Origin of the sequence: Bacteroides celer (assembly GCF_002632415.2) — a bacterium.
In the GTDB taxonomy this organism is placed as follows: domain Bacteria; phylum Bacteroidota; class Bacteroidia; order Bacteroidales; family Bacteroidaceae; genus Bacteroides.
This window is the reverse complement of the sequence record NZ_CP178209.1, coordinates 1,044,195-1,065,150: the sequence shown is the minus strand read 5'-3', so window position 1 is coordinate 1,065,150 and position 20,956 is coordinate 1,044,195. Positions and strand designations below refer to the sequence as shown.

The window sequence follows — 20,956 nt, the reverse complement described above, 5'->3', positions numbered from 1 at the left end:
CCCTGTAAGGGTTCTTGGCTCCATGGAGATATACATAATAAAAGCCCATGGAGAAGAATACGAATATATTATTATTAGAATGTTTTATGCGGGGAGAAACCTCTCCGGATGAAGAACGAATACTATCTGACTGGCTCCACAGTCAGGAAGCAAAAGAACAGTTATCCAACTATTATCAGGAAACCTGGAAAGGCTCTAATAACAAGCTCATTGCCGAAGTACAAGGACGTATGTTTGAACGGGTCAAAAGTCAAATGCATAATGCCGTACAAGAGTTGAATGGACGAAAGCAGAAACGGACAATGCGAATCAGGCGTTTATTCCAGTATGCAGCAGTCATTCTTTTAATCATAACAGCAGGAATAGGAGGTCATTTATATACAGTTTCTCAAACAGAACCCACAGTAACGGATAAGAGCTATCTTGTCCAAACAGGAAAAGGACAACGGGCAAATATTACCTTACCGGACGGTACAGTCGTTTGGCTAAATTCATATACTCAACTGCATTACAATGCGAATTACGGAGCCACTCAACGAGTGGTGTCATTGACAGGCGAAGCATATTTCGAAGTAGCTAAGGATAAAGAGAAACCATTTATTGTAGAAACGGCAGGAATGAATGTAGAAGCTTTGGGAACTACTTTTAATGTAAAAGCCTACCGGGAAGACTCTCAAATCATCGCAACACTTTTTTCCGGTTCGGTCCGTATTTCTTCCGATAGAGATAACGTTATTCTTTCTCCTGACGAAAATGCCACATTCGAACGAAGATCGGGCAAGCTGGCAATACATAAACTGGATAATTCATCGTATGCCAAAATGTGGCGAAATAACGATCTTGTATTTAATGGAGAAACACTGGAAGAAATTGCCGTACTGCTTAACAGGATGTATAATATGCAAATAGCATTTAAATCCGAACGTATCAAGCAATATCGCTTCTCGGGAGTGATCTGCAACAATAGTCTTGATAATGTAATCGAACTGATTAGCCTAACCTCTCCCATCACTTATGAAACTCGTGGAGATACCATAATACTAGGCAATAGGTAGCCCAATATATTCCTAATTATTAACCTTTAAAATTCAATGCGTATGAAATAGCCTCGGTAGAACATAAAAAAAGATAGCCTGACAAGGTCAGGACTATCTCCTTTAAGCTTAAATCGGACCTTGGAAACTCACTCTGATACTGACAACTGGCGGAAGGCAGTGTCAGAGGGTTATATACACCCGATTTTCAGCTTGTAAAGTTACATCTTTTTTATTGTTTAATGATTAATTTCCTATAAAATGAGTAACATCAAGCATCTCTTTTCTCGAATATTATATATTATTATATTTTTATCAAGTAGTCTAAATGCCATGGGGCAGATCACTCTCACCATGAAAGACAAACCTCTGAAGAAAGTAATAAAACAGATAGAAAAAGTAAGTGAATATCGTTTCTTCTATAATGAAGAGTTGGCTAATCTCAATAAGCCAGTCTCTCTCGAAGCACAGAATAGCAGTATAGAAAAGGTTTTAAAGGACCTGTCTTCGCAGGCTCCATTCAGTTATTTGATTAAGCCTAATTTCCAGATTGTATTATCTGACGACCTACCTTCACAACAGACAAAATTACAGAGCATAACAAGCCGTGTAGTAGACACTACGGACAATCCTATAATCGGTGCAAACGTGTTAGTGAAAGGAACTACCAATGGGGTCATCACTGATATTGACGGTAACTTCTCCTTAGAGAAAGTTCCGGTACAATCACAACTGCAAGTATCCTATATCGGATATGAGACTAAGGAACTGGCCGTAGTTTCCGGAAAGACAAATGTCAAAATCATAATGGCAGAAAATACCAAATTATTAAATGAAGTCGTAGTGACTGGCTTTGGCCTTGCTCAAAAGAAAGCAACCCTGACAGGAGCTATCGCCTCCGTAGGAGCTGATGATATAAGCAGATCTTCAGCGGTAAACACTTCCGGAGCACTGGTCGGAAAGGTAGCCGGATTGAACTACAGATCTGCAGACAGTCGCCCGGGAAATGCCACTACCCTGCAAATCCGTAATATGGGAACACCTTTATTTGTGATTGATGGTGTGCAGTCCGATGAAGGTCAGTTCAACAACATTGATTTTAATGACATCGAATCCATTTCTATTTTGAAAGATGCCTCTGCTTCCATTTATGGTGTACGGGCTGCAAACGGGGTCATTGTTGTAACAACCAAGAAAGGAAAGAAAAACACCAAGAGCACTGTGACGTTAAATACTTATTATGGCTGGCAACATGTATCACGCTTACCGGAACCGGCAGATGCCGTAACGTATGTAGAGAATTACATACAGTCTGAAACAATTCAGGGAAAAACGTCCCGTTTATATAGTAAAGAAGATCTGGAGAAATGGCGTCAAGGTACAGAAAAAGGCTATGTGCCATTTAACTGGTATGATTACATCTGGGTGATTTCTCCGCAATATTATGTCAATGCCAATGTTTCCGGAGGTTCGGACAAGATCAATTATTATTTCAGTGTCGGACACATGAATCAGGAATCTGCCATTCGCAATTATGGCGGTATGAAACGATACAACGTACAAATGAATGTAGAAGCACAAGTCACTGATAAATTCAAAATTGGTATGAACATGAACGGACGTATCAAACAGCTGAGAAATCCGGGTGTACCGGGAACTGACGACTATTCAAACCCGACAGCAGCTACCTACCGCAATCTACCGACTGTCCGTCCGTTTGCCAATGACAATCCTAACTATCCGGCATCAGTAGGCTCTGACAATGGTTTAAACTTCGGATTATTGAATTTTGAGAAAAGCGGAACCTTTGAAGACACTTGGCGAATGGCCCAATTAAACCTGAACGCAGAGTATGAAATTATCAAAGGACTTAAAGCCAAAGCTTTGTTCGGATATTATTTTGCAAGCGAATTACTTAACAATCAAGAATATACCTATCGTGTCTATAGATATGACGAAGCAACGGACGAATATGTAGATGTAGGTGGACGTGCCAGTGCCTGGAGGGAAAGGACGAATGCTTATGTGGAAGAGTTGACTTCAAACATTCAACTGGCTTATGAAAAAGCATTCGGAGCACATTCCATCAATGCAGTAATTGGTTTCGAAGCAATAAAAAGAGACACTCCAAAATCTTGGCTGCATGCCATCCCGGCTTCCAACTCATTGCATCTGATCTATTATGATACGATTGACAAATACGAAGATACTGGCAACAATACGGAAGCACGTTTAGGCTGGCTGGGACGTTTCAACTACAACTACGCCAACAAATATCTGATAGACTTCTCCGCACGCTATGACGGTTCATGGAAATTCCCGCCCAATCATCGCTGGGGTTTCTTCCCTTCCGCCTCATTAGGCTGGAGAATATCAGAAGAAAACTTCTGGAAGGAATCTAAAATAGCTTCCATTTTCAGCGATTTAAAAATCCGGGGATCTTATGGATTAGTAGGAGATGACAACGTTGACGGCTACAGTGCTTTCGACTACATGACAGGTTACGATTACAAACAGGGAGGAGGAGTAATCGACGGTTCCTATATTATTGGTACTACCCCGCGAAACCTGCCTGTTACCACGCTCTCATGGGCAAAGGCTAAAATTCTGGACATTGGTCTCGATGTTGCTTTCCTGAATAACCGTTTATCAGGAAGCGTAGATTTCTTCAGACGTATCAAAACCGGTATTCCGGCTTCCCGTGACGACGTATTACTTCCGGAAGAAGTGGGCTTTGAGCGTCCCAAGGAAAATCTCAATTCTAATGTTCATACCGGATATGATTTGCTTGCACGTTGGAGTGATAAGGTCAATGACTTTCACTATTCTATCAGTGCCAATTTCACCTATTCCCGTTTCTACAACTGGGAGCAGTATAATCCTAAGTTCAGTAATTCATGGGATGAATATCGTAATTCTACATGGCACCGTTTCGGGAATGTCAACTGGGCATACGAGGCAGATGGCCAGTTCCAAAGTTGGGAAGAGATTGCGTCGTGGCCGATTGACAATGACCAGAAAGGAAATACGACATTACGCCCGGGTGATATCAAGTACGTCGACCAAAATGGGGATGGCATAATCAACGATATGGACAAACGCCCCATCGGATACAAAGAAGACTCCACACCCGTTCTGAACTTCGGTTTTAACCTTGCATTCGCATGGAAAGGCTTCGATTTAGCATTGGATTTCTCCGGTGCGGGAATGTCTACCTGGAATCCGTCATTAATCCAAAAGATTCCATTTAACAATAATGGAAACAACCCGGCTTACTACATGGAAGATACATGGAGACTATCTGATATCTTTGATGCAAACAGTGAAATGATTCCTGGCAAATACCCGACATTATTAATCGGAAACAATGCCAATAACCATAGTAATTATTGGGATAGCTCTTTCTGGAAGTACAATGTCCGTTATTTAAAACTGCGTAATCTGGAATTTGGTTACACCTTCCCCAAAGAGTGGCTGCAAAAATGCAGAATTAACAGTCTAAGGTTATATCTTGCCGGACAGAACCTGTTTACACTCACCAATGTACCTATCGATCCGGAAGTTTCAGCCGGTAACGGAACAGCTTACCCGAGTATGCGAATTATCAATCTGGGTTTAACACTTAAATTCTAAAAGCAATGAAATATATAAAAGGATACCTGTTATTGGGTTTAACTTTGATATTAGGATCTTGTTCTGATTTTTTAGATCGTGATCCCGATCAGATATTGACAAATGACCAGATCTTCAGCGATGCTAAAATGATAAACTCCGTATTGGCCGGTTTTTATGGAGATACAGAGAATTGGGGACAAAGTTTTGCCACTCCCGCCAGCTTTACTAAAGTGGACGACGGTTGCGTGACTGATGGTGGCCGTGATAACATGCAGGAATACAGTGACAATCAATGGCGAGTTTATCCATATAAATATATTCGTAATTTAAATCAGTTCCTGGCGGGATTAAGAGCTACAACCGTACTTGAATCTACAGAGAAATTGCGATATGAAGGCGAAATTCGCTTCTTACGCGCCTGGGCATATTTTAGTATGTGCAGAGGTTTAGGCGGTGTACCTATTGTGAATGATAACGTATACGAATATGAGGCAGGGATGGATGTTTCAGGTTTGGCTGTTCCCCGTTCCAAAGAATCAGAAGTCTACGATTATATCATCAATGAATGTGCCACTATCGCAGATTACCTGCCTACAAAGCCCACCACCAATGCCGCCCGTGCCACACGTTGGGCTGCCCTGATGTTAAAGGCACGTGCTGCCGTTTATGCAGGATCATTGGCCAACTACAATAATAAGATGGTTGCTCCTATACGCACAGAAGGAAATGAAGTCGGTATTCCGGCGGAAATGGCTACCCCATATTACGAAACAGCATTGGAAGCAGCCAAAGAGGTGATAACTCAAGCTTCTGCCTATTATAACCTGGACATAACGGTTCCTAATGATCTGGGACAGAATTTTTATAATGCAGTCTGTGTCAAAGAGAATAATCATGAAGTGATCTGGGCCAAAGATTATGCATATCCAGGAGCCACCCATGGATTCACACAAAAGAATATTCCCGCTTCTCTAGCAGAAGATCAGGAACGTTGTTATTCCGGCGCAGTATTAAATCTGGTAGAAGCATTTGAATACAAAGACAACCGCGACGGCACAATCAAAGTTAAGGATGAATCCGGAAATTACATCATGTACAGTCGGCCGGAAGATGCCTTTGCCAATAAAGATGCCCGGTTGTGGGGAACCGTACTTTATCCGGGAGCCAAATTCAGAGGTAGTGAAGTAGTATTGCAAGCCGGTCAGAAAGTGCCCGACGGAAACGGAAATTGGAAAGAAATCATAGGTAAAGCCGATTCTTACGATGACAATAACCGCCTGATAACTTCTATCAACGGACCAATGGAATCAAATGAAATCCGTATAAACAAAACAGGTTTCTTCTTCCGCAAATTCTTGGACGAAACCATCGGTGCTTCTACCAATTCGAAGATGAGTACCATGTGGTATCCTCGTTTCCGTATTTCAGAAGCATATATGATAGCTTGTGAGGCTGCTTATGAGCTCAATAAAACCGGAGAAGATGATCCGTTGAACTACATCAATCCTGTTCGTACACGCGCCGGCATCAGCGAACTGGAATCAATCACATTTGAAGATATTGTCCACGAATACCGGGTGGAATTTGCATTGGAAGATCATCGTTACTGGGATCTGAAACGCTGGCGCCTGGCTCACGAAATCTGGGATGGTAATTCGGAAAATCCGGATGCACAGCTCTACGAGCTATTCCCTTATCAGGTCAATGATCCGGGAAGCGCCAATGACAAGATGTGGGTATTCGACAAAAAGAAAGCCTACATGGTTCCTTACCCCCGCTATTTCCAGATGAAGAACTATTATAACTTCTTCGATAACAGCTGGTTCAACAAGAACCCGCTATTAGTGAAAAATCCGTATCAGTAAAACATAAAACTGTAAGACAATGAAAAAAATAGGAACTATATTTTCTTTGCTTTCACTTTCCCTGCTTGCCGTAAGTTGCGGTTTAGACAATTACGACGAACCCGAATCATTTCTGGAAGGGAAAATCACGTATGAGGGAAAACAACTCGGTTTGAAAGGTACAAACGGAGGTATTCAACTACAACTGTATCAGGATGGTTATGCCAACCATGATCCTATCACCGTGTATGCCACACAGGACGGAACTTTCTCTGCAGTACTTTTCGATGGTCCGTACAAACTGGTAACTAAAGACAAAAACGGTCCCTGGGTAAATAAACGCGATACCATATATGTGGAAGTAAAAGGAAAAACACAGTGTGAAGTAAAAGTCACCCCTTATTTTACAATATCAGACGAAAATATCACATTGGATAACAACATCGTATCCGGCACGTGCAATATACAGCAAATAGTACAGGATGCAAAGATAAGCCAGGCAATGCTGCTCGTCAGCAAAACAACTTTTGTTGACGAGAACACGAATATAGCCCGGCAAAATTTATCCAATATAAATCCCGGAGTAACAAATATTTCGCTGGATATTACGAGTAATCAGAATGTACAGTCAGCCAAAGCCCTATTCGCCCGCATCGGTATAAAAGCGAACGGAGCGGACCAAGCTGTCTATTCAGAAATTTTCAGACTGAAATAATTCACCTAAGAAATAATTTATAAGTATATTTGTCAAACAAATAAACTAACCCAAAAATAAAACAAAATTGTATGACAAACAAAAACATGTTATTAATGGGAACTGCATCCTTACTGTCTCTGCATGCAGCAGCCCAGAATGACCCAAAGCCCAACATTGTCTTAATTATGGTGGACGATATGGGATATTCCGACCTAGGGTGCTACGGAGGAGAAATTCCTACGCCCAATTTGGATAATCTGGCAAAGAAAGGAGTACGCTTTACCCATTTCTGCAACACAGGACGCTCCTGTCCTTCCCGTGCCAGTCTGCTGACCGGACTTTATCCCCAACAGGCAGGTATCGGAATGATGTCCGAAGATCCTCACTCTGCCGAAGATCATGGAGTGCACGGATATATGGGATATTTGAACCGTAATTCAGTCACTATAGCAGAAGTGCTGAAAGAAGCCGGTTATCATACCTATATGTCGGGGAAATGGCATGTCGGTATGCACGGACAAGAGAAATGGCCGTTGCAACGTGGCTTCGATCATTTTTATGGTATCTTGTCGGGAGCTTGCAGTTATCTGCAACCTCATGGAGATCGCAATCTGACTTTAGACAATCAACAGTTGCCTCCACCGGAACAACCTTATTACACTACTGACGCATTTACTGATTATGCGATTAAATTTGTCGATGAACGCCCCAAGGATGACAATCCGTTCTTCCTTTACTTGGCATACAACGCTCCCCATTGGCCGTTACATGCTAAACAGGAGGATATAGACAAATTTGTAGGCAAGTACCGGAAAGGTTGGCAGAAAGTACGTGAAGCCCGTTTGAAACGTATGATTAAAAAGGGATTGGTAGACAAAAACTGGGACCTTGCTCAATGGGAGGGTCGCCAATGGTCCGAACTGACCGAGGATGAACAAATAGAACTGGATAGAAGAATGTCAGTATATGCGGCACAAGTTCATTGCATGGATTATAATGTGGGACGGTTAATAAAGTACCTGGAAGAAAAAGGGGAGCTGAATAACACCTTACTTATTTTCTTGTCGGATAATGGTGCATGTGCCGAGCCTCATCGTGAGAAAGGTTTCGGAACCATCGATATGATTAACAATCCAAATGAATGGGTCAACCCGTCTTATGGTCTGCCATGGGCACAGGTGAGCAATACACCGTACCGTAAGTATAAAGTAAGAGCGTATGAAGGCGGAACTTCCACTCCATTGATTATTTCCTGGCCCGACAAGTATGCAAAATACAATGGCGAGATAAGACACAACAGAGCTTTCCTGCCCGACATCATGGCAACCTTCATCGATGCAGCGGAAACAACCTATCCGAAGACCTATCACGGAGGAAATGAGATCATTCCTTTGGAAGGCGCAAGCATGCTACCGATACTAACCAATACGGACACCGAATTGCACGAATATATTTTTGGTGAACACTTTGACAACTGTGTAGTATGGTGGAAAAACTGGAAAGCCGTTAAAGACCAGAATTCTAAAGTATGGGAACTTTTCAACTTGGAGAAAGACCGTACAGAACGTGTTGATTTGTCCAGGGAAAATCCCAAAATTCTAAAACAAATGGTAAATGAATGGAACAAATGGGCAAATACACATTATGTATATCCCAAAGGAAAATAGCCACAGAAAGGTAACATAAAGACATGCAAAATGTCTAAAAAACGTATCTAAAAGCACTTGCCCCTGTTACAAAAAGAGTTGTAGCAGGGGCAAGTTTCATTATAGGAACTCTCCGTCCCTCATATTCTTATTCATCAGGGAATCATCCCTTCTCTCACAATATCTACCAGAATCGGCTTCAATCCGCTAACGAAACATTCCACTGCAATCACCATCAAAATCAATCCCATAAGACGCATCATCACATTATTACCCGTTTCACCCAAGACTTTTACCAATCTCGTGGAAGCACGAAGAATAAAGAAAGTCAGCAGATAAATCAGGGCAATAGTACCGATCAGTATCCCCTTCATTTCATAAGAATGAGTATCCTGCATCAAAACGATTGCATTGGCAATCGCTCCGGGACCGCATAACATAGGAATACCGAGAGGCGTAATAGAGATATCATCCGCATACGTTTTGATTTCTTCATCCTTCAACTTCATCGGTGTATAACGGGCTTGAAGCATATCAAAACCTATCTTGAAGATAATCACCCCACCGGCAATACGGAAACCATTGGTAGAGATACCGAAGAATTTGAAAAGAAACTGGCCGGCAAAGACAAATACCATCAATGTAATAAACGACACAATAGTAGCACGACGTACGATAGACTGACGTTCTTTATCCGTCATACCATGAGTCATGGTAAGAAAGACAGGCATCGTTCCCAATGGATTGGTCAATGTGAAGAATGAAGTGAAACAAAGCAAGGCGAAAGGCAGAAGCGTACTATCCATGGTTATATCGTATTTTATGCAAAACTAAAACGCAACAAAAATACGACTTAATCCAGAAAACCTATAATAAATCCATTAATTCTTTCAAGGAATGGATGTGATAAGTAGGGAGGAAAGGGAAAGTAGTCCGTTCTGTCACATTGTAGAAAACCTGATGCATCCCTACTCCGTGCGCTCCGGTTATATCCGCTTCCCAACTGTCACCAATCATCAGGGATTCGCGCAACTCGGATTGAGTGGCAGACAGAGCAAAATTGAATATCTCCGGCCAAGGCTTCAACACTCCGAGATCTTCCGAGAGAATCACCTTTCTGAAATACCCGTCCACTCCTGCCGAACGCATCTTGCGTGATTGCAATTCACGAAACCCATTGGAAAGGATATAAAGGTTATATTTGGGAGCAAGATATTCCAATACCTCCTTTGCATGAGGCATCAAAGTACTTTTGGTAGGGATAATAGCGAAAAAATCTTTCGAAAACTGTTCGGCGAGCATTTCATCTTTCACTCCCACAGCCTGTAAAGGATAAAAGAAACGCTGGCTGTTCAATTCATCCTTCGTTATCTTTCCTTCACCGTACTCAATCCAGAGTTCTGTATTTCTTTGTTGATAAAGAGTATAATAATGATTGAATGAGTCAAAATAGCGGTCAAACGAATATTTCTGATATACTTCCTCAAAAGTGTCACGGGCATTTTGAGAAAAAGCCCAGATGGTATCATCAAGATCAAAAAAAAGATTTTTATATTTCATCAGTAGTTATGCGTATAATAAGAAACAAAAAAGCCAATGTGCTAATTTCTTGAATCCAGGAATCAGCACATTGGCAATTCAAAAGGGATATCTACCTTATTTTACCTGGATAACCAAGTATCTGGATACACTCCAGAATTCAGTAGGATTAGTAATCTTCAATGTCAACTGACCTTTGTCATCTTTTACCAATTCATAAGAACCGGTAGGATGAGTAGTCAGTAACTCAGCACGTTTAGAGTACAACTTGATTTCTTTGGTCGTACGGATATCGATCTGAGTGAAATAATCCTTGTTGAAATCAGCGCTCTTCAATACGTCTCCGCTCTGAAGAATCTTTTGAGCTTTCAATTCAGATTTAGTACCGAATACAAACCAGGCAGCATTCAAGCTCTTTTCCTGTTCGGCAACGGTTTTAGCTTTCGCTTCGTTTTCTGCAGCCAGAGTTTCTTTTGCTACAGACAGATCGCTGACAGCAGCATCCAATTCCTGAATACGGATATTCTTGGAAGCCAGTTCAGTTTGCAGTTCCTCAATACGCTGTTGTTTAGCATTCAATTCAGCAGTCAAAGCGGCAACAGCTTTTTTCATCTGTGCAGAATTGTAATTGCTGTTCTTCAACTGTGCCTGTAACTTTGCAATCTGCGCTTTGTTTTCTTCCATTTGCTTGGAGATGAATTCGATGTCAGAAGCAATCTGTTGCTTGGCACTGGCAGAGTTCTCAGTGATGGTTCCACGCTGCAAGTCAACACGGCTTTCGGCAGCATTGATCTTACGGAAACCTTCCTGAACTTCATTGAAAGTACCCATCATATCATCCAGTTCAGCATTACGCTGGTTCAGTTCCATCAAAAGAGAATCATTTTCAGCTTTCAGGTCTTTACTTCCACCTTTAAAGCCATCACACGAAGCCAACATGGCTACGCATACAAATAAAACAGCTAACTTTTTCATACGTTTACGTTTTACGTTTTTTAATGAAGTTATTTAATCATCTATTCCTGCTAATACAATCACAATCTCGCCCCGGGGTTCGGTAGCGGTAAAGTGTTCTATCAATTCAGCCAAACTGCCCCGAACTGTTTCTTCGTGGAGTTTGGATATTTCACGCGACACGGTTGCCTGACGTTCAGCGCCGAAATATTCGGCAAACTGTGTTAACGTCTTCAACAGACGGTGGGGTGATTCATAAAACACCATCGTGCGGTGTTCTTCCGCCAATGTCTTCAGTCGTGTCTGCCGTCCTTTCTTCTGGGGGAGAAATCCCTCGAAGCAGAACTTCTCGTTCGGCAATCCCGATGCAACGAGTGCCGGAACAAAAGCGGTTGCTCCCGGCAAGCACTGCACTTCAATACCGTTGCGCACACATTCACGAACAACCAGAAATCCGGGATCGGAAATTCCAGGCGTTCCGGCATCCGAAATTAGTGCCACCGTTTCACCTGCCTTTATTCTATTAACAACACTTTCCACCGTTTTATGTTCATTAAATTTGTGGTGGGATTGCATTGCATTCTTTATTTCAAAGTGTTTCAGCAAGATACCGGAAGTACGTGTATCCTCCGCCAAAATCAGATCGACCTCTTTCAGGACTTTGATAGCCCGAAAAGTCATGTCCTCCAGATTCCCTACCGGCGTAGGTACCACATATAGCTTTCCCATCTTGTTTTTGTTTTATGCTGATTGATTAAAATATTTCTTTAGTAGCTCCAGAAAGTCGTTCACCGCTTCTTTTTCTTCATTCAATTCGACTTTCGAGGACAGAAACGCGATTGCAGTCTTGTAGGAACTCATTACTGATATCTGTTCGATAACCCGATTCATCAAGTCAGTGTTGCCTCCGAACAGTTCACGAGAAAAACGGAAAGAATCATTCAAACTGATAGAATGTCGCAAGCCGGCAGATAGTTTGAGACTTTCTCCCAACACAGCCGATTTAGGCTCTTCCTCTTTCACAACAGTTTCAACGACAGGTTCCTCCACTATTGCAGGCTCCTCTTCTGCTATTACTACAGGGGGCTCTTCCGCAACAATAGTCTCTCCCTCCTCGTCTTCTTTCACGTCAACCGATTCGAGAGATTGTATAATAACGGAGGAATCTTCTTCAGACCCGGCAACTTCATCCTTCTCTTCCGCTGTCTCTTCCACAGCTAACGGAGAAATTACCTGAACAGCATCCACCTCCTGTTGCAGTTCGTCCAAACGTCCCTGCATCCGTGTAATGCTCCGCTTCAACAGTTCAGACAAAGTCGGAGTCGGCTCCTTGGTAAATAAATCCATGAGATACTTCAACTCATGAACATCCAACTCAATATCTGTTAATAGCTTCTGTTTCATGTCAGTCCATTGTTTATACGGTGCGAATGTAGGAATAATTTATGCAATAAATTAAAATAATGGATAATTTAACAGTTCTTGCACATTGAATTGCTTACCTTTGTCCACATATTTATTTAATCAAGAAAACACAAAATCTCATGGTATTATTTTCAGAAGACCACATACAGGAAACTAGAAGAAGAGGCCGGATCGAAGTAATCTGCGGTTCTATGTTCTCCGGAAAGACAGAGGAATTGATTCGCAGAATGAAGAGAGCGAAATTCGCGAAACAACGTGTCGAGATATTCAAACCAGCTATCGACACCCGTTATTCAGAAGAAGATGTAGTCTCTCACGACAGCCATTCTATCGCCTCCACTCCCATCGATTCGTCAGCCAGCATTTTACTGTTTACTTCCGAGATAGATGTAGTAGGTATTGATGAAGCGCAGTTCTTCGACAGTGGTTTGATTGATGTATGCAACCAGCTTGCCAACAATGGAATCCGTGTTATCATTGCAGGGTTGGATATGGACTTCAAAGGAAATCCGTTCGGTCCAATGCCACAATTGTGCGCCATTGCCGATGAAGTCTCCAAAGTTCATGCGATCTGTGTGAAATGTGGTCAGCTGGCTTCTTTCTCACATCGTACAGTCAAGAATGAGAAACAGGTTCTTTTAGGCGAAACAGCCGAATATGAGCCTCTGTGCAGGGAATGTTATCTCCATGCACGAGGGGAAGATGAGCAGAAAGTATAAACTCTATAAAAGAAACAGATTATGGAAAGGAAAAAGATAACATTCGACAGTTTTATACGCGGTTCCATCGGATGTGTGTTAGTTGTAGGCATATTAATGCTTGTGGAACGTCTTAGCGGAGTGTTATTACCTTTCTTTATTGCATGGCTGATAGCTTATATGGTCTATCCGTTAGTCAAATTCTTCCAGTATAAACTACGATTAAAAAGTCGCATTATTTCCATCTTCTGTTCCTTATTCCTCATTACAGTTATCGGAATCACTTTATTTTATCTGTTAGTGCCGCCGATGATTTCGGAAATAGGCAGAATGAACGACTTGCTGGTGACTTACCTCACCAATGGAGCCGGCAACAATGTGCCTAAGAATCTTTCTGAATTTATCCACGAGAACATCGATCTTCAGGCACTGAACCGTGTATTAAGTGAAGAGAATATTCTGGCGGCAATCAAAGATACCGTCCCCAGAGTGTGGACTTTGCTTGCAGAATCTCTCAACATTCTATTCAGCATCCTTGCCTCCTTCATTATATTATTATATGTAATCTTTATATTATTGGATTACGAAGCGATAGCTGAAGGATGGTTACATCTGCTACCCAATAAATACCGTACGTTTGCCTCCAACCTGGTTCACGACGTACAGGATGGTATGAACAGATATTTCCGTGGACAGGCTTTGGTTGCTTTCTGCGTAGGTATTCTTTTCAGCATTGGTTTCCTGATTATCGATTTCCCCATGGCTATCGCTTTGGGACTTTTCATCGGAGCATTGAATATGGTTCCCTACTTGCAAATCATCGGTTTCCTTCCCACTATTTTATTGGCGATCCTCAAAGCTGCCGACACCGGACAGAACTTCTGGATTATCATTGCATGTGCATTAGCCGTCTTTGCAATCGTACAAATCATACAGGACACCTTCCTTGTCCCCAAAATCATGGGAAAGATTACCGGACTGAATCCTGCCATCATCCTTTTATCTCTTTCTATCTGGGGTTCATTAATGGGAATGCTCGGCATGATTATCGCCTTGCCACTAACAACTTTGATGCTCTCCTACTACCAACGCTTTATTATCAACAAAGAAAAGATAAAATATGATGAAGTAGAAACTACTGATAATCAAGAAACAAGCCATAACAAGGAAAAATAATTGAAACTTTTTTCTACGGAATGCTTGCAAATTAAATAAAAGTAACTACCTTTGCACCCGCAATCAGGAAATAACTGATTCGCAAATAAGGATTGATTCGCTAGCTCAGCAGGTAGAGCACAACACTTTTAATGTTGGGGTCCTGGGTTCGAGCCCCAGGCGGATCACAAAAATAAAAAAGCCCCTGATTTTCAGGGGCTTTTTTTATTACCCTACGGCTTTCTCCGGCTCAGTTTGAAAAAGGAGGATCAAGGGGGATCAGTTGTAATTCGGGGCAGTAGAAATTTAGTGGGGATATCCATATATCTTTGCCATTCTAAACAGAAAAAACTTTCTGTCTGCCACTCCATGTAAGTTTGCCCTAAAGAGTTTGATCTTGGCGTTGAAAGACTCTGCTGCCGCGTTTGATGTCCTCTTGTTATAGAAGTTTAGAATATCATCATAGTGTTCGTAGAATATAGCCGCAATGACATTGAAAACTGGAATACGTATCGGAACACTAATTTAGTGTAACAAGACATGCTGCATGAACTGAAATGTTAAGTATTCACTCTTTTTTGATTTTCAGAACCTTAATCATATTATAGTTTCGAAATTATTAGTAACTTTGTTATTGATTTTAAATTTCACCGTCGTAAAGTTTACGATGGTAAACTTTACGACGGTGAAATCAAATATAAAAAGATAGGATATGAAATTCTACAATAGAGAAAAAGAGCTAGTATTATTGGAAAAGGTCCGCCGAGTGTCTTTTTCCGTACATTCACAAATGACGGTACTTACCGGTCGGCGGCGTATCGGTAAGACCAGTCTTATATTCAAAAGTTGTGAAGATACTCCTACGGTATATCTATTTGTCAGCCGAAGCAATGAAACAGATCTTTGTTTACGATTTACTTCCGAGATCCGACAGGCACTTAATATTTATGTACCAGAACTTACCAATTTTGCAGAAATGTTTCGTTTCTTAATGGATTTGGGAACACGGATGGAATACAATCTGGTTATTGACGAGTTTCAGGAATTCTATTACATAAATCAAGAGATTTACAGTTTGATACAGGATACTTGGGATCGGCTGAGGAAGCAGAGCCATGTCAATCTTATCGTGAGCGGTTCGGTTTATACACTTATGAATAAAATCTTCAGAGATTCCAAAGAACCGCTGTATGGCCGTGCTGACAGTATAATGAAATTGTCTTCTTTCACTACTTCCATATTAAAAGAAATCATGTCGGATCATAAAGCAGACTATACCAAAGATGATTTGTTAGCACTCTATACCTTTACCGGTGGTGTTCCAAAGTATATTGAGCAGTTTATGGACAATGGATGTACGAGTATGGAAAACATGGTTGATTTCATGTTGCAACCCGATTCGTCCTTTCTGACCGAAGGACAGGCTTTGCTGATACAGGAGTTCGGAAAAAAATACGGCAATTACTTTTCAATCTTATCAGCAATCTCCAACGGTAAGAATACCTTGCCGGAAATGGAAACTGTTATGGGTGGAATGAGTCTGGGCGGACAATTAAAGAGATTGGAAGAAGACTATGATTTGATAAAGAAAAAACGGCCTATACTCTCAAAAGAGGGTTCCCAGACAGTCCGTTATGAAGTATCGGATATGTTTTTACGTTTCTGGTTCCGGTATTTTATCAAGTATCAAAATTATATAGAGATACAGAATTTTGAACGCTTGGCTGATATTATTAAAAAGGATTATCCAACTTTTTCCGGCTTAGCTTTGGAAATGTATTTCCGCCAACAGATGATGGAAAGCAAGGAATTTGCAGATATAGGTTCGTGGTGGCAAGGCAAGAATAATAAAGATCAGGATGAAATAGATATTGTCGGACTATATGCAGAAGAGAAAAAAGCTCTGGTAGCAGAGGTGAAAAGACAATCCAAAAATTTCAAACCGGATTTATTCACACTAAAAGTAGAGGAATTACGGAAAAAAGTCTTGTTTAAGTATGAGATAGAAAGCAGGCTTTTTTCAATGGAAGATATGTAGATGTGAATTTTATTTAAAGCACCATGATTACTAAAATTAATATTGAAAAATTTGGATTGTTCTCAATTTATTATTGGAAACAAAATATTAGAACATTATTGAATCAGAATAAAAAATCACAATATTGCATATAAGCAGTAGTGAAATAAGAACTTTCTATTTACAATCCCCTTGTAATTGATATAGCTATAATCATAGCAAACGACACGGATAAAGAATTTTCATTATTCGCATAACACAGATTTGAACTCGCATTTTAGTTACAGAATTCATAAAAAGCGAAGAATCACAGCTCTAACAATTTACAAGTTTTATTTTACGCTTACAAAATAGCAACAAGTTCAATAAAAGTTATACCTTTGCAAAACAAACTATATCATCAAAAAAAGCACTTATGGACGGCAATAAAAAAATATTCATCAGTCACTCCTCAAAAGATAAATCTATCGTTGACCAATTTGTAGATAAAATACTTAGACTAGGACTAAATATAGACATTAATACCATAGCATATACGTCAAGAGAAGACACTGGAGTAATTAATGGAGAAAACATTTCGCAATATATCAAAAATAATATAGCAAATTGCGAATTTGTATTTTTCTTTATTTCTGAAAACTATAAAAGAAGCGAGGTTTGCTTAAATGAAATGGGAGCAGCATGGGCAACAGACAGGTCTGTTAAGCTAATGTTATTCCCCAACCTTTCATTCAAATCTATTGGCTGGCTATATAACTTAAACAAAGGAGCTCATCTCGACAATGAGGAAGCTCTAGATTCGCTATATGATGATATAGTCGAAAAGTTAAACCTCAAGACAAAAGCATCTTCTTGGAATAGATATAAAAAAGAGTTCATTGGATATATCAAATCAACAGTAAAACAAACATCCAATATCCCCACATTAATAGATATTGTACAGGAAGATAAAGATTTAGGTATATTAGATTATAGAGAACTATTTGACGAACAAAATAGTATTCTAATTAAGACTCTCAACACTCTAACAGAGGCCACCGTTATTTACGCAGACTCCCTAGTAAAAAGAACAGATCAACTCAATACGTATAGCAATAATCCTCATGCTATTTCACAATGCAAGGCTATCATGAAAGCCCTTGCAAATGATTACAATAAAATGGCTGACGTGATAGATAATCAAGACCCCCTAATAAAATCATCATTCTCAAACATGGTTGATCATAGCATAAAAATACATAATGTAGGAATCAATAATCCCCAAATTGAAAATGAAAATAGAATTGCTTTTTTGGAAATGATTACTGCAATAAACAAATGCAAACAATCTATCCTTGACCAAAAACGAGTTTTAGCTTCTACAACTCATTTAGAATCTTCACAAATAAAAGCACAGAAAAGGCTAATCAAATGTTACGAAAAACTAATAGCAACATTTGATGCATGCCTAATAAAATCAAATGAATTAACATCATTATAGACTTCCTATTACCCAAATCACATACGGATTACCAACTATAAAAACTACAAAACAGATTTCAAAGTTTAATAAAAGTCGTAACCATTCTATTTTCCGCCTTGACATAAGTTGTTAGCCGCCATATCTTTGCGCCGTAACCTTTAACAAGAATGATTATGGCAAAAGAAAAAGTAAACTATCAGGAGGTATATGACCTCTACCAGTTATGCAGCGAGACCAAAGATCTTCGAGAGTTCTGTGCTGATTATGGTGTAAATTACGACAAGTTCATGAACTGGCAGCGTCACCAGTTGTGGAGTGAGAAGTTAGGCAAGACAGTCCAGGTTGAGCAGCCCAAGGTTGCCAAAGTCCAGATAACCGGGAAACCATGCAATAGTCCAACTGTGAAGTTGGACGTGAAACATCCTGAAGGTGAACCACCAATAAAATGGATCAAGTTACAGCTGGCGTCTGGCGCAACACTGTTCCTGAGAAACACCACCGTTCTTGATTTGAGCCTGTTGCTTAATAAAATGATAGGATGATATGCTTGGACTGAGTGCTAACCTTAACTATTACCTGTTTAACGGTAATGTTGATTTGCGGAAAGGCATTTTCCGTCTGTGTGAGAGTATAAGGGAAGAAATGTCCCTTGACCCGAGCGATGCGTCCAATGTATATATGTTCATGTCCCGGAACCGAAAGGTTGTGAAGATACTTCATTACGAACGCGGTTTTTATGTGCTTTACGAAAAACGTCCTGTTATGGGCAAATTCAAGAAACCTGTATTTGATGAAGTCTCCAGGTGCTACCGGATACAGTGGTCGGACATGGCTTATCTTACGGAAAGCATTGTAGTTGACAAGATGTACGTTAGTCCGAAAGGCTAATATTAACATACTGATTATCAACAGGATAGTATAAAAAATAAACGGTAAAAAGTTTGCGTAAGTGCCTGATTTTTCGTACCTTTATATCATGATTGATGAAAGAGCATACGAGTTACTTTGCTGCCAGCTGGGTCTGGCGAATGAGGAAAAGGCAGGTCTTCGCAAACAGAATAAAGAATTGATTGCGAGGCTTGAGTCTATTGAAGAATCCAACAGGGAGAACTCTAAAAATCTGATAGATACCATCAATGATCTCAAAGATACCATCGAAAAGCAGTCAACCACGGTTGAACATTACAGGAAAGAAATGGAACTTATGAGAAAGCAGCTTGAAGCAAAGGATGAGGTGAACAGGATGCTGGCAAACGAGATCTCCAATCTCAGACTTCAGCTTGAGGACAGCAGGAAACACCGTTTCGGCCGTACTTCCGAGCAAAGAAGGCTGTTGAACAACCGTAATCTCGACAAGTCCGCTCTGGAACAATCCGAGTATGACGGTTCTGACAGGAAGGATGATAATAATAAGACCGATGATAACGAAACCGGCAGCAATACCTCTTCCGGCAACATACCTGCCCAGAACAGCAAACCTTCAAGGAGAAAGGAAACCGCACCACGTGCCGGGAAAACAAAATTGAAAGTTGACAAGGTGGTAGTACATGAAGTGGACGAGTATTACACGCTTCCAGAAGGGGGACGGTTTATGAACCGCAACGGTATGCCTGATGTGTGGGAATACAGGGTCATAGAACATGTAAGGGCTTATAACGTGGAGCATGTTTACAAGGTGGCAAGGGTAAAGCTTGCGGACGGCACTTTCACAAGCACCATGGAACATCCGCTGAAAAACCTTGGAGGTATCTTCTCTCCTGAACTGCTTGCCCGTCTGCTTTGTCTGAAATATGACTTCAGCATGCCTGAGAACAGACAGATAAGACTGCTTGCAAGAGAGGGTATCCACATAAGCAATACCACGCTGAACAGCTATATCCATAACGGAATCGCCAAACTAAGGGAGTTCATGGAAGATGTCTTCAAGGAGTTTGTACAGAGAGCTAATTACCTTATGGTTGATGAGACTACTGAGCTTGTTGGAGTGGAAACAAAGGAAGGTAAGGCTTACAGGAGAAAGTACTTATGGGCTTTCTTTGCCAAGCATATTAAGATGGTCTATTATCACTATAATAACGGCAGCAGGTCGTCCGATGCGGCAAAATCATTCCTGGAATATTTTATGGGAACCATATCCACTGACGGATATACGGTTTACAGGATGTTTGACGGAGACGACTCAAAGGTGCTTCATATAGGATGCTGGACGCATTGTAGAAGGTTGTGGGTTGATGCCCTGCCTTCAGACAGAACAGCGATGGACATAATAGATCCTATCGGTGAGATGTTCAGAAATGAAGACCTGTTCCGTATGATGAAACTCAGCGGTGAGCAGATTAAGGAAAGAAGGCTTAAGCTAACAGGACCGATTCTTGAACGTATCCATCATAAGGTGGTCATTATGATGCAGGATGCGAAGATTATGGCTAACGAACTGATGAGAAAGGCCGTGAACTATACGATAAACCAGTGGAAATCCTTGAGAAATATCCTCAAGGACGGTTCAGCAGAAATCTCGAACAACCTCTGTGAGCAAAGGATGAAACCTGTAAAGCTGCTGCTCAAGAACTGTATGAACGTTGGCAGTGAGGATGCGGCAGAAAACTCTGCATTCACCTTCTCTCTGATAGAAAGCTGTAAGTTGAACGGCATAGACCCTCAGAATTACCTGAAACACTTGTTTGAATGTATTCTTCATGGTAAGGACTGCGACAAGAAGGCTCTTCTGCCATGTTTCTATAAACCGGAATGTTAAAACAAAAATATTTTCTTACGGGCATTTTTATTTTATCGGCTGAAAGACAGCCGATAAAATTGGCGTGGCGGAAAATAGTATGGTTACATAAAAGTCAACAACATACACTTTGTAA

Annotated in this window: 17 protein-coding genes, 1 tRNA gene and 1 pseudogene; 13 read left to right on the top strand and 6 right to left on the bottom strand. The window is 40.8% G+C overall.

The window, feature by feature from the left end; genetic code table 11:
• The first annotated feature begins 47 nt into the window (after positions 1-47).
• The 5 genes from CJF29_RS03850 (at position 48) to CJF29_RS03830 (ending at position 8,857) form a co-directional block, all read left to right on the top strand.
• Positions 48-1,055, top strand: a complete 1,008-nt coding sequence (locus tag CJF29_RS03850) for a FecR family protein (RefSeq protein WP_099147510.1) — start codon at positions 48-50, stop codon at positions 1,053-1,055.
• Positions 1,056-1,295: 240 nt separating this feature from the next.
• On the top strand, positions 1,296-4,667 hold the full coding sequence (locus tag CJF29_RS03845) for a TonB-dependent receptor (RefSeq protein WP_099147509.1): 3,372 nt from the start codon (positions 1,296-1,298) through the stop codon (positions 4,665-4,667).
• A 5-nt stretch (positions 4,668-4,672) separates the two neighbouring features.
• A complete protein-coding gene (locus tag CJF29_RS03840; protein WP_099147508.1) occupies positions 4,673-6,514 on the top strand; it encodes a RagB/SusD family nutrient uptake outer membrane protein in 1,842 nt (613 codons plus the stop codon).
• Positions 6,515-6,533: 19 nt separating this feature from the next.
• Positions 6,534-7,208 (top strand): DUF3823 domain-containing protein, encoded by a 675-nt coding sequence (locus tag CJF29_RS03835; RefSeq protein WP_074638708.1) that lies wholly within the window; start codon positions 6,534-6,536, stop codon positions 7,206-7,208.
• A 71-nt stretch (positions 7,209-7,279) separates the two neighbouring features.
• Positions 7,280-8,857 (top strand): arylsulfatase, encoded by a 1,578-nt coding sequence (locus tag CJF29_RS03830; RefSeq protein WP_099147507.1) that lies wholly within the window; start codon positions 7,280-7,282, stop codon positions 8,855-8,857.
• 134 nt (positions 8,858-8,991) lie between these two features.
• On the opposite strand, the gene CJF29_RS03825 is transcribed toward CJF29_RS03830, so the two are convergent.
• The 5 genes from CJF29_RS03825 to CJF29_RS03805 form a co-directional block, all read right to left on the bottom strand.
• Positions 8,992-9,642, bottom strand: coding sequence for a MarC family protein (locus CJF29_RS03825; protein ID WP_099147506.1), 651 nt, complete (start codon positions 9,640-9,642; stop codon positions 8,992-8,994).
• A gap of 61 nt (positions 9,643-9,703) precedes the next feature.
• Positions 9,704-10,396, bottom strand: coding sequence for a YjjG family noncanonical pyrimidine nucleotidase (locus tag CJF29_RS03820; RefSeq protein WP_099147505.1), 693 nt, complete (start codon positions 10,394-10,396; stop codon positions 9,704-9,706).
• 96 nt (positions 10,397-10,492) lie between these two features.
• Positions 10,493-11,350, bottom strand: a complete 858-nt coding sequence (locus CJF29_RS03815) for a hypothetical protein (protein ID WP_074638712.1) — start codon at positions 11,348-11,350, stop codon at positions 10,493-10,495.
• 33 nt (positions 11,351-11,383) lie between these two features.
• Entirely contained in the window at positions 11,384-12,058 is a 675-nt protein-coding gene (rsmI, locus tag CJF29_RS03810; protein WP_004299177.1) for a 16S rRNA (cytidine(1402)-2'-O)-methyltransferase, read from the bottom strand.
• A gap of 12 nt (positions 12,059-12,070) precedes the next feature.
• Positions 12,071-12,733: a hypothetical protein gene (locus CJF29_RS03805; RefSeq protein WP_099147504.1), complete on the bottom strand. Its 663-nt coding sequence runs from the start codon at positions 12,731-12,733 to the stop codon at positions 12,071-12,073.
• A gap of 140 nt (positions 12,734-12,873) precedes the next feature.
• Between CJF29_RS03805 and CJF29_RS03800 the strand changes: the two genes are divergently transcribed.
• From CJF29_RS03800 to CJF29_RS03790, 3 genes are all read left to right on the top strand, one after another.
• Positions 12,874-13,473 carry a thymidine kinase gene (locus CJF29_RS03800; RefSeq protein WP_099147503.1) on the top strand — a complete coding sequence of 200 codons (600 nt, stop codon included), beginning with the start codon at positions 12,874-12,876 and terminating at the stop codon, positions 13,471-13,473.
• Positions 13,474-13,494: 21 nt separating this feature from the next.
• Positions 13,495-14,628, top strand: a complete 1,134-nt coding sequence (locus CJF29_RS03795) for an AI-2E family transporter (RefSeq protein WP_099147502.1) — start codon at positions 13,495-13,497, stop codon at positions 14,626-14,628.
• Positions 14,629-14,722: 94 nt separating this feature from the next.
• Positions 14,723-14,795, top strand: a tRNA-Lys gene (locus tag CJF29_RS03790).
• Between the two features lie 118 nt (positions 14,796-14,913).
• Here CJF29_RS03790 and CJF29_RS03785 read toward each other — a convergent pair.
• Positions 14,914-15,105 (bottom strand): annotated as a pseudogene (locus CJF29_RS03785) (transposase); the annotation flags it as partial.
• Between the two features lie 214 nt (positions 15,106-15,319).
• On the opposite strand from CJF29_RS03785, the gene CJF29_RS03780 reads away from it, so the two are divergent.
• The 5 genes from CJF29_RS03780 to tnpC all read left to right on the top strand — a co-directional run bounded on the left by CJF29_RS03780 (position 15,320) and on the right by tnpC (position 20,841).
• Entirely contained in the window at positions 15,320-16,645 is a 1,326-nt protein-coding gene (locus CJF29_RS03780; RefSeq protein WP_099147501.1) for an ATP-binding protein, read from the top strand.
• A gap of 394 nt (positions 16,646-17,039) precedes the next feature.
• On the top strand, positions 17,040-18,104 hold the full coding sequence (locus tag CJF29_RS03775) for a toll/interleukin-1 receptor domain-containing protein (protein WP_099147500.1): 1,065 nt from the start codon (positions 17,040-17,042) through the stop codon (positions 18,102-18,104).
• Between the two features lie 155 nt (positions 18,105-18,259).
• The gene (locus CJF29_RS03770; protein WP_170834904.1) at positions 18,260-18,628 is read left to right on the top strand and encodes a hypothetical protein; all 369 of its coding nucleotides are present in this window, start codon (positions 18,260-18,262) and stop codon (positions 18,626-18,628) included.
• A 1-nt stretch (position 18,629) separates the two neighbouring features.
• Positions 18,630-18,974, top strand: coding sequence for an IS66 family insertion sequence element accessory protein TnpB (gene tnpB, locus CJF29_RS03765; RefSeq protein WP_004297053.1), 345 nt, complete (start codon positions 18,630-18,632; stop codon positions 18,972-18,974).
• Between the two features lie 88 nt (positions 18,975-19,062).
• Positions 19,063-20,841, top strand: a complete 1,779-nt coding sequence (tnpC, locus tag CJF29_RS03760) for an IS66 family transposase (protein ID WP_004300191.1) — start codon at positions 19,063-19,065, stop codon at positions 20,839-20,841.
• The last annotated feature ends 115 nt before the right edge of the window (positions 20,842-20,956 follow it).

Excerpts from the sequence above, each read along its gene's own strand:
- CJF29_RS03850 (WP_099147510.1), top strand. The coding sequence starts at position 48 with ATGGAGAAGAATACGAATATATTATTATTAGAATGTTTTATGCGGGGA.
- CJF29_RS03845 (WP_099147509.1), top strand. The coding sequence starts at position 1,296 with ATGAGTAACATCAAGCATCTCTTTTCTCGAATATTATATATTATTATA.
- CJF29_RS03840 (WP_099147508.1), top strand. The coding sequence starts at position 4,673 with ATGAAATATATAAAAGGATACCTGTTATTGGGTTTAACTTTGATATTA.
- CJF29_RS03835 (WP_074638708.1), top strand. The coding sequence starts at position 6,534 with ATGAAAAAAATAGGAACTATATTTTCTTTGCTTTCACTTTCCCTGCTT.
- CJF29_RS03830 (WP_099147507.1), top strand. The coding sequence starts at position 7,280 with ATGACAAACAAAAACATGTTATTAATGGGAACTGCATCCTTACTGTCT.
- CJF29_RS03825 (WP_099147506.1), bottom strand. The coding sequence starts at position 9,642 with ATGGATAGTACGCTTCTGCCTTTCGCCTTGCTTTGTTTCACTTCATTC.
- CJF29_RS03820 (WP_099147505.1), bottom strand. The coding sequence starts at position 10,396 with ATGAAATATAAAAATCTTTTTTTTGATCTTGATGATACCATCTGGGCT.
- CJF29_RS03815 (WP_074638712.1), bottom strand. The coding sequence starts at position 11,350 with ATGAAAAAGTTAGCTGTTTTATTTGTATGCGTAGCCATGTTGGCTTCG.
- rsmI (WP_004299177.1), bottom strand. The coding sequence starts at position 12,058 with ATGGGAAAGCTATATGTGGTACCTACGCCGGTAGGGAATCTGGAGGAC.
- CJF29_RS03805 (WP_099147504.1), bottom strand. The coding sequence starts at position 12,733 with ATGAAACAGAAGCTATTAACAGATATTGAGTTGGATGTTCATGAGTTG.
- CJF29_RS03800 (WP_099147503.1), top strand. The coding sequence starts at position 12,874 with ATGGTATTATTTTCAGAAGACCACATACAGGAAACTAGAAGAAGAGGC.
- CJF29_RS03795 (WP_099147502.1), top strand. The coding sequence starts at position 13,495 with ATGGAAAGGAAAAAGATAACATTCGACAGTTTTATACGCGGTTCCATC.
- CJF29_RS03780 (WP_099147501.1), top strand. The coding sequence starts at position 15,320 with ATGAAATTCTACAATAGAGAAAAAGAGCTAGTATTATTGGAAAAGGTC.
- CJF29_RS03775 (WP_099147500.1), top strand. The coding sequence starts at position 17,040 with ATGGACGGCAATAAAAAAATATTCATCAGTCACTCCTCAAAAGATAAA.
- CJF29_RS03770 (WP_170834904.1), top strand. The coding sequence starts at position 18,260 with ATGGCAAAAGAAAAAGTAAACTATCAGGAGGTATATGACCTCTACCAG.
- tnpB (WP_004297053.1), top strand. The coding sequence starts at position 18,630 with ATGCTTGGACTGAGTGCTAACCTTAACTATTACCTGTTTAACGGTAAT.
- tnpC (WP_004300191.1), top strand. The coding sequence starts at position 19,063 with ATGATTGATGAAAGAGCATACGAGTTACTTTGCTGCCAGCTGGGTCTG.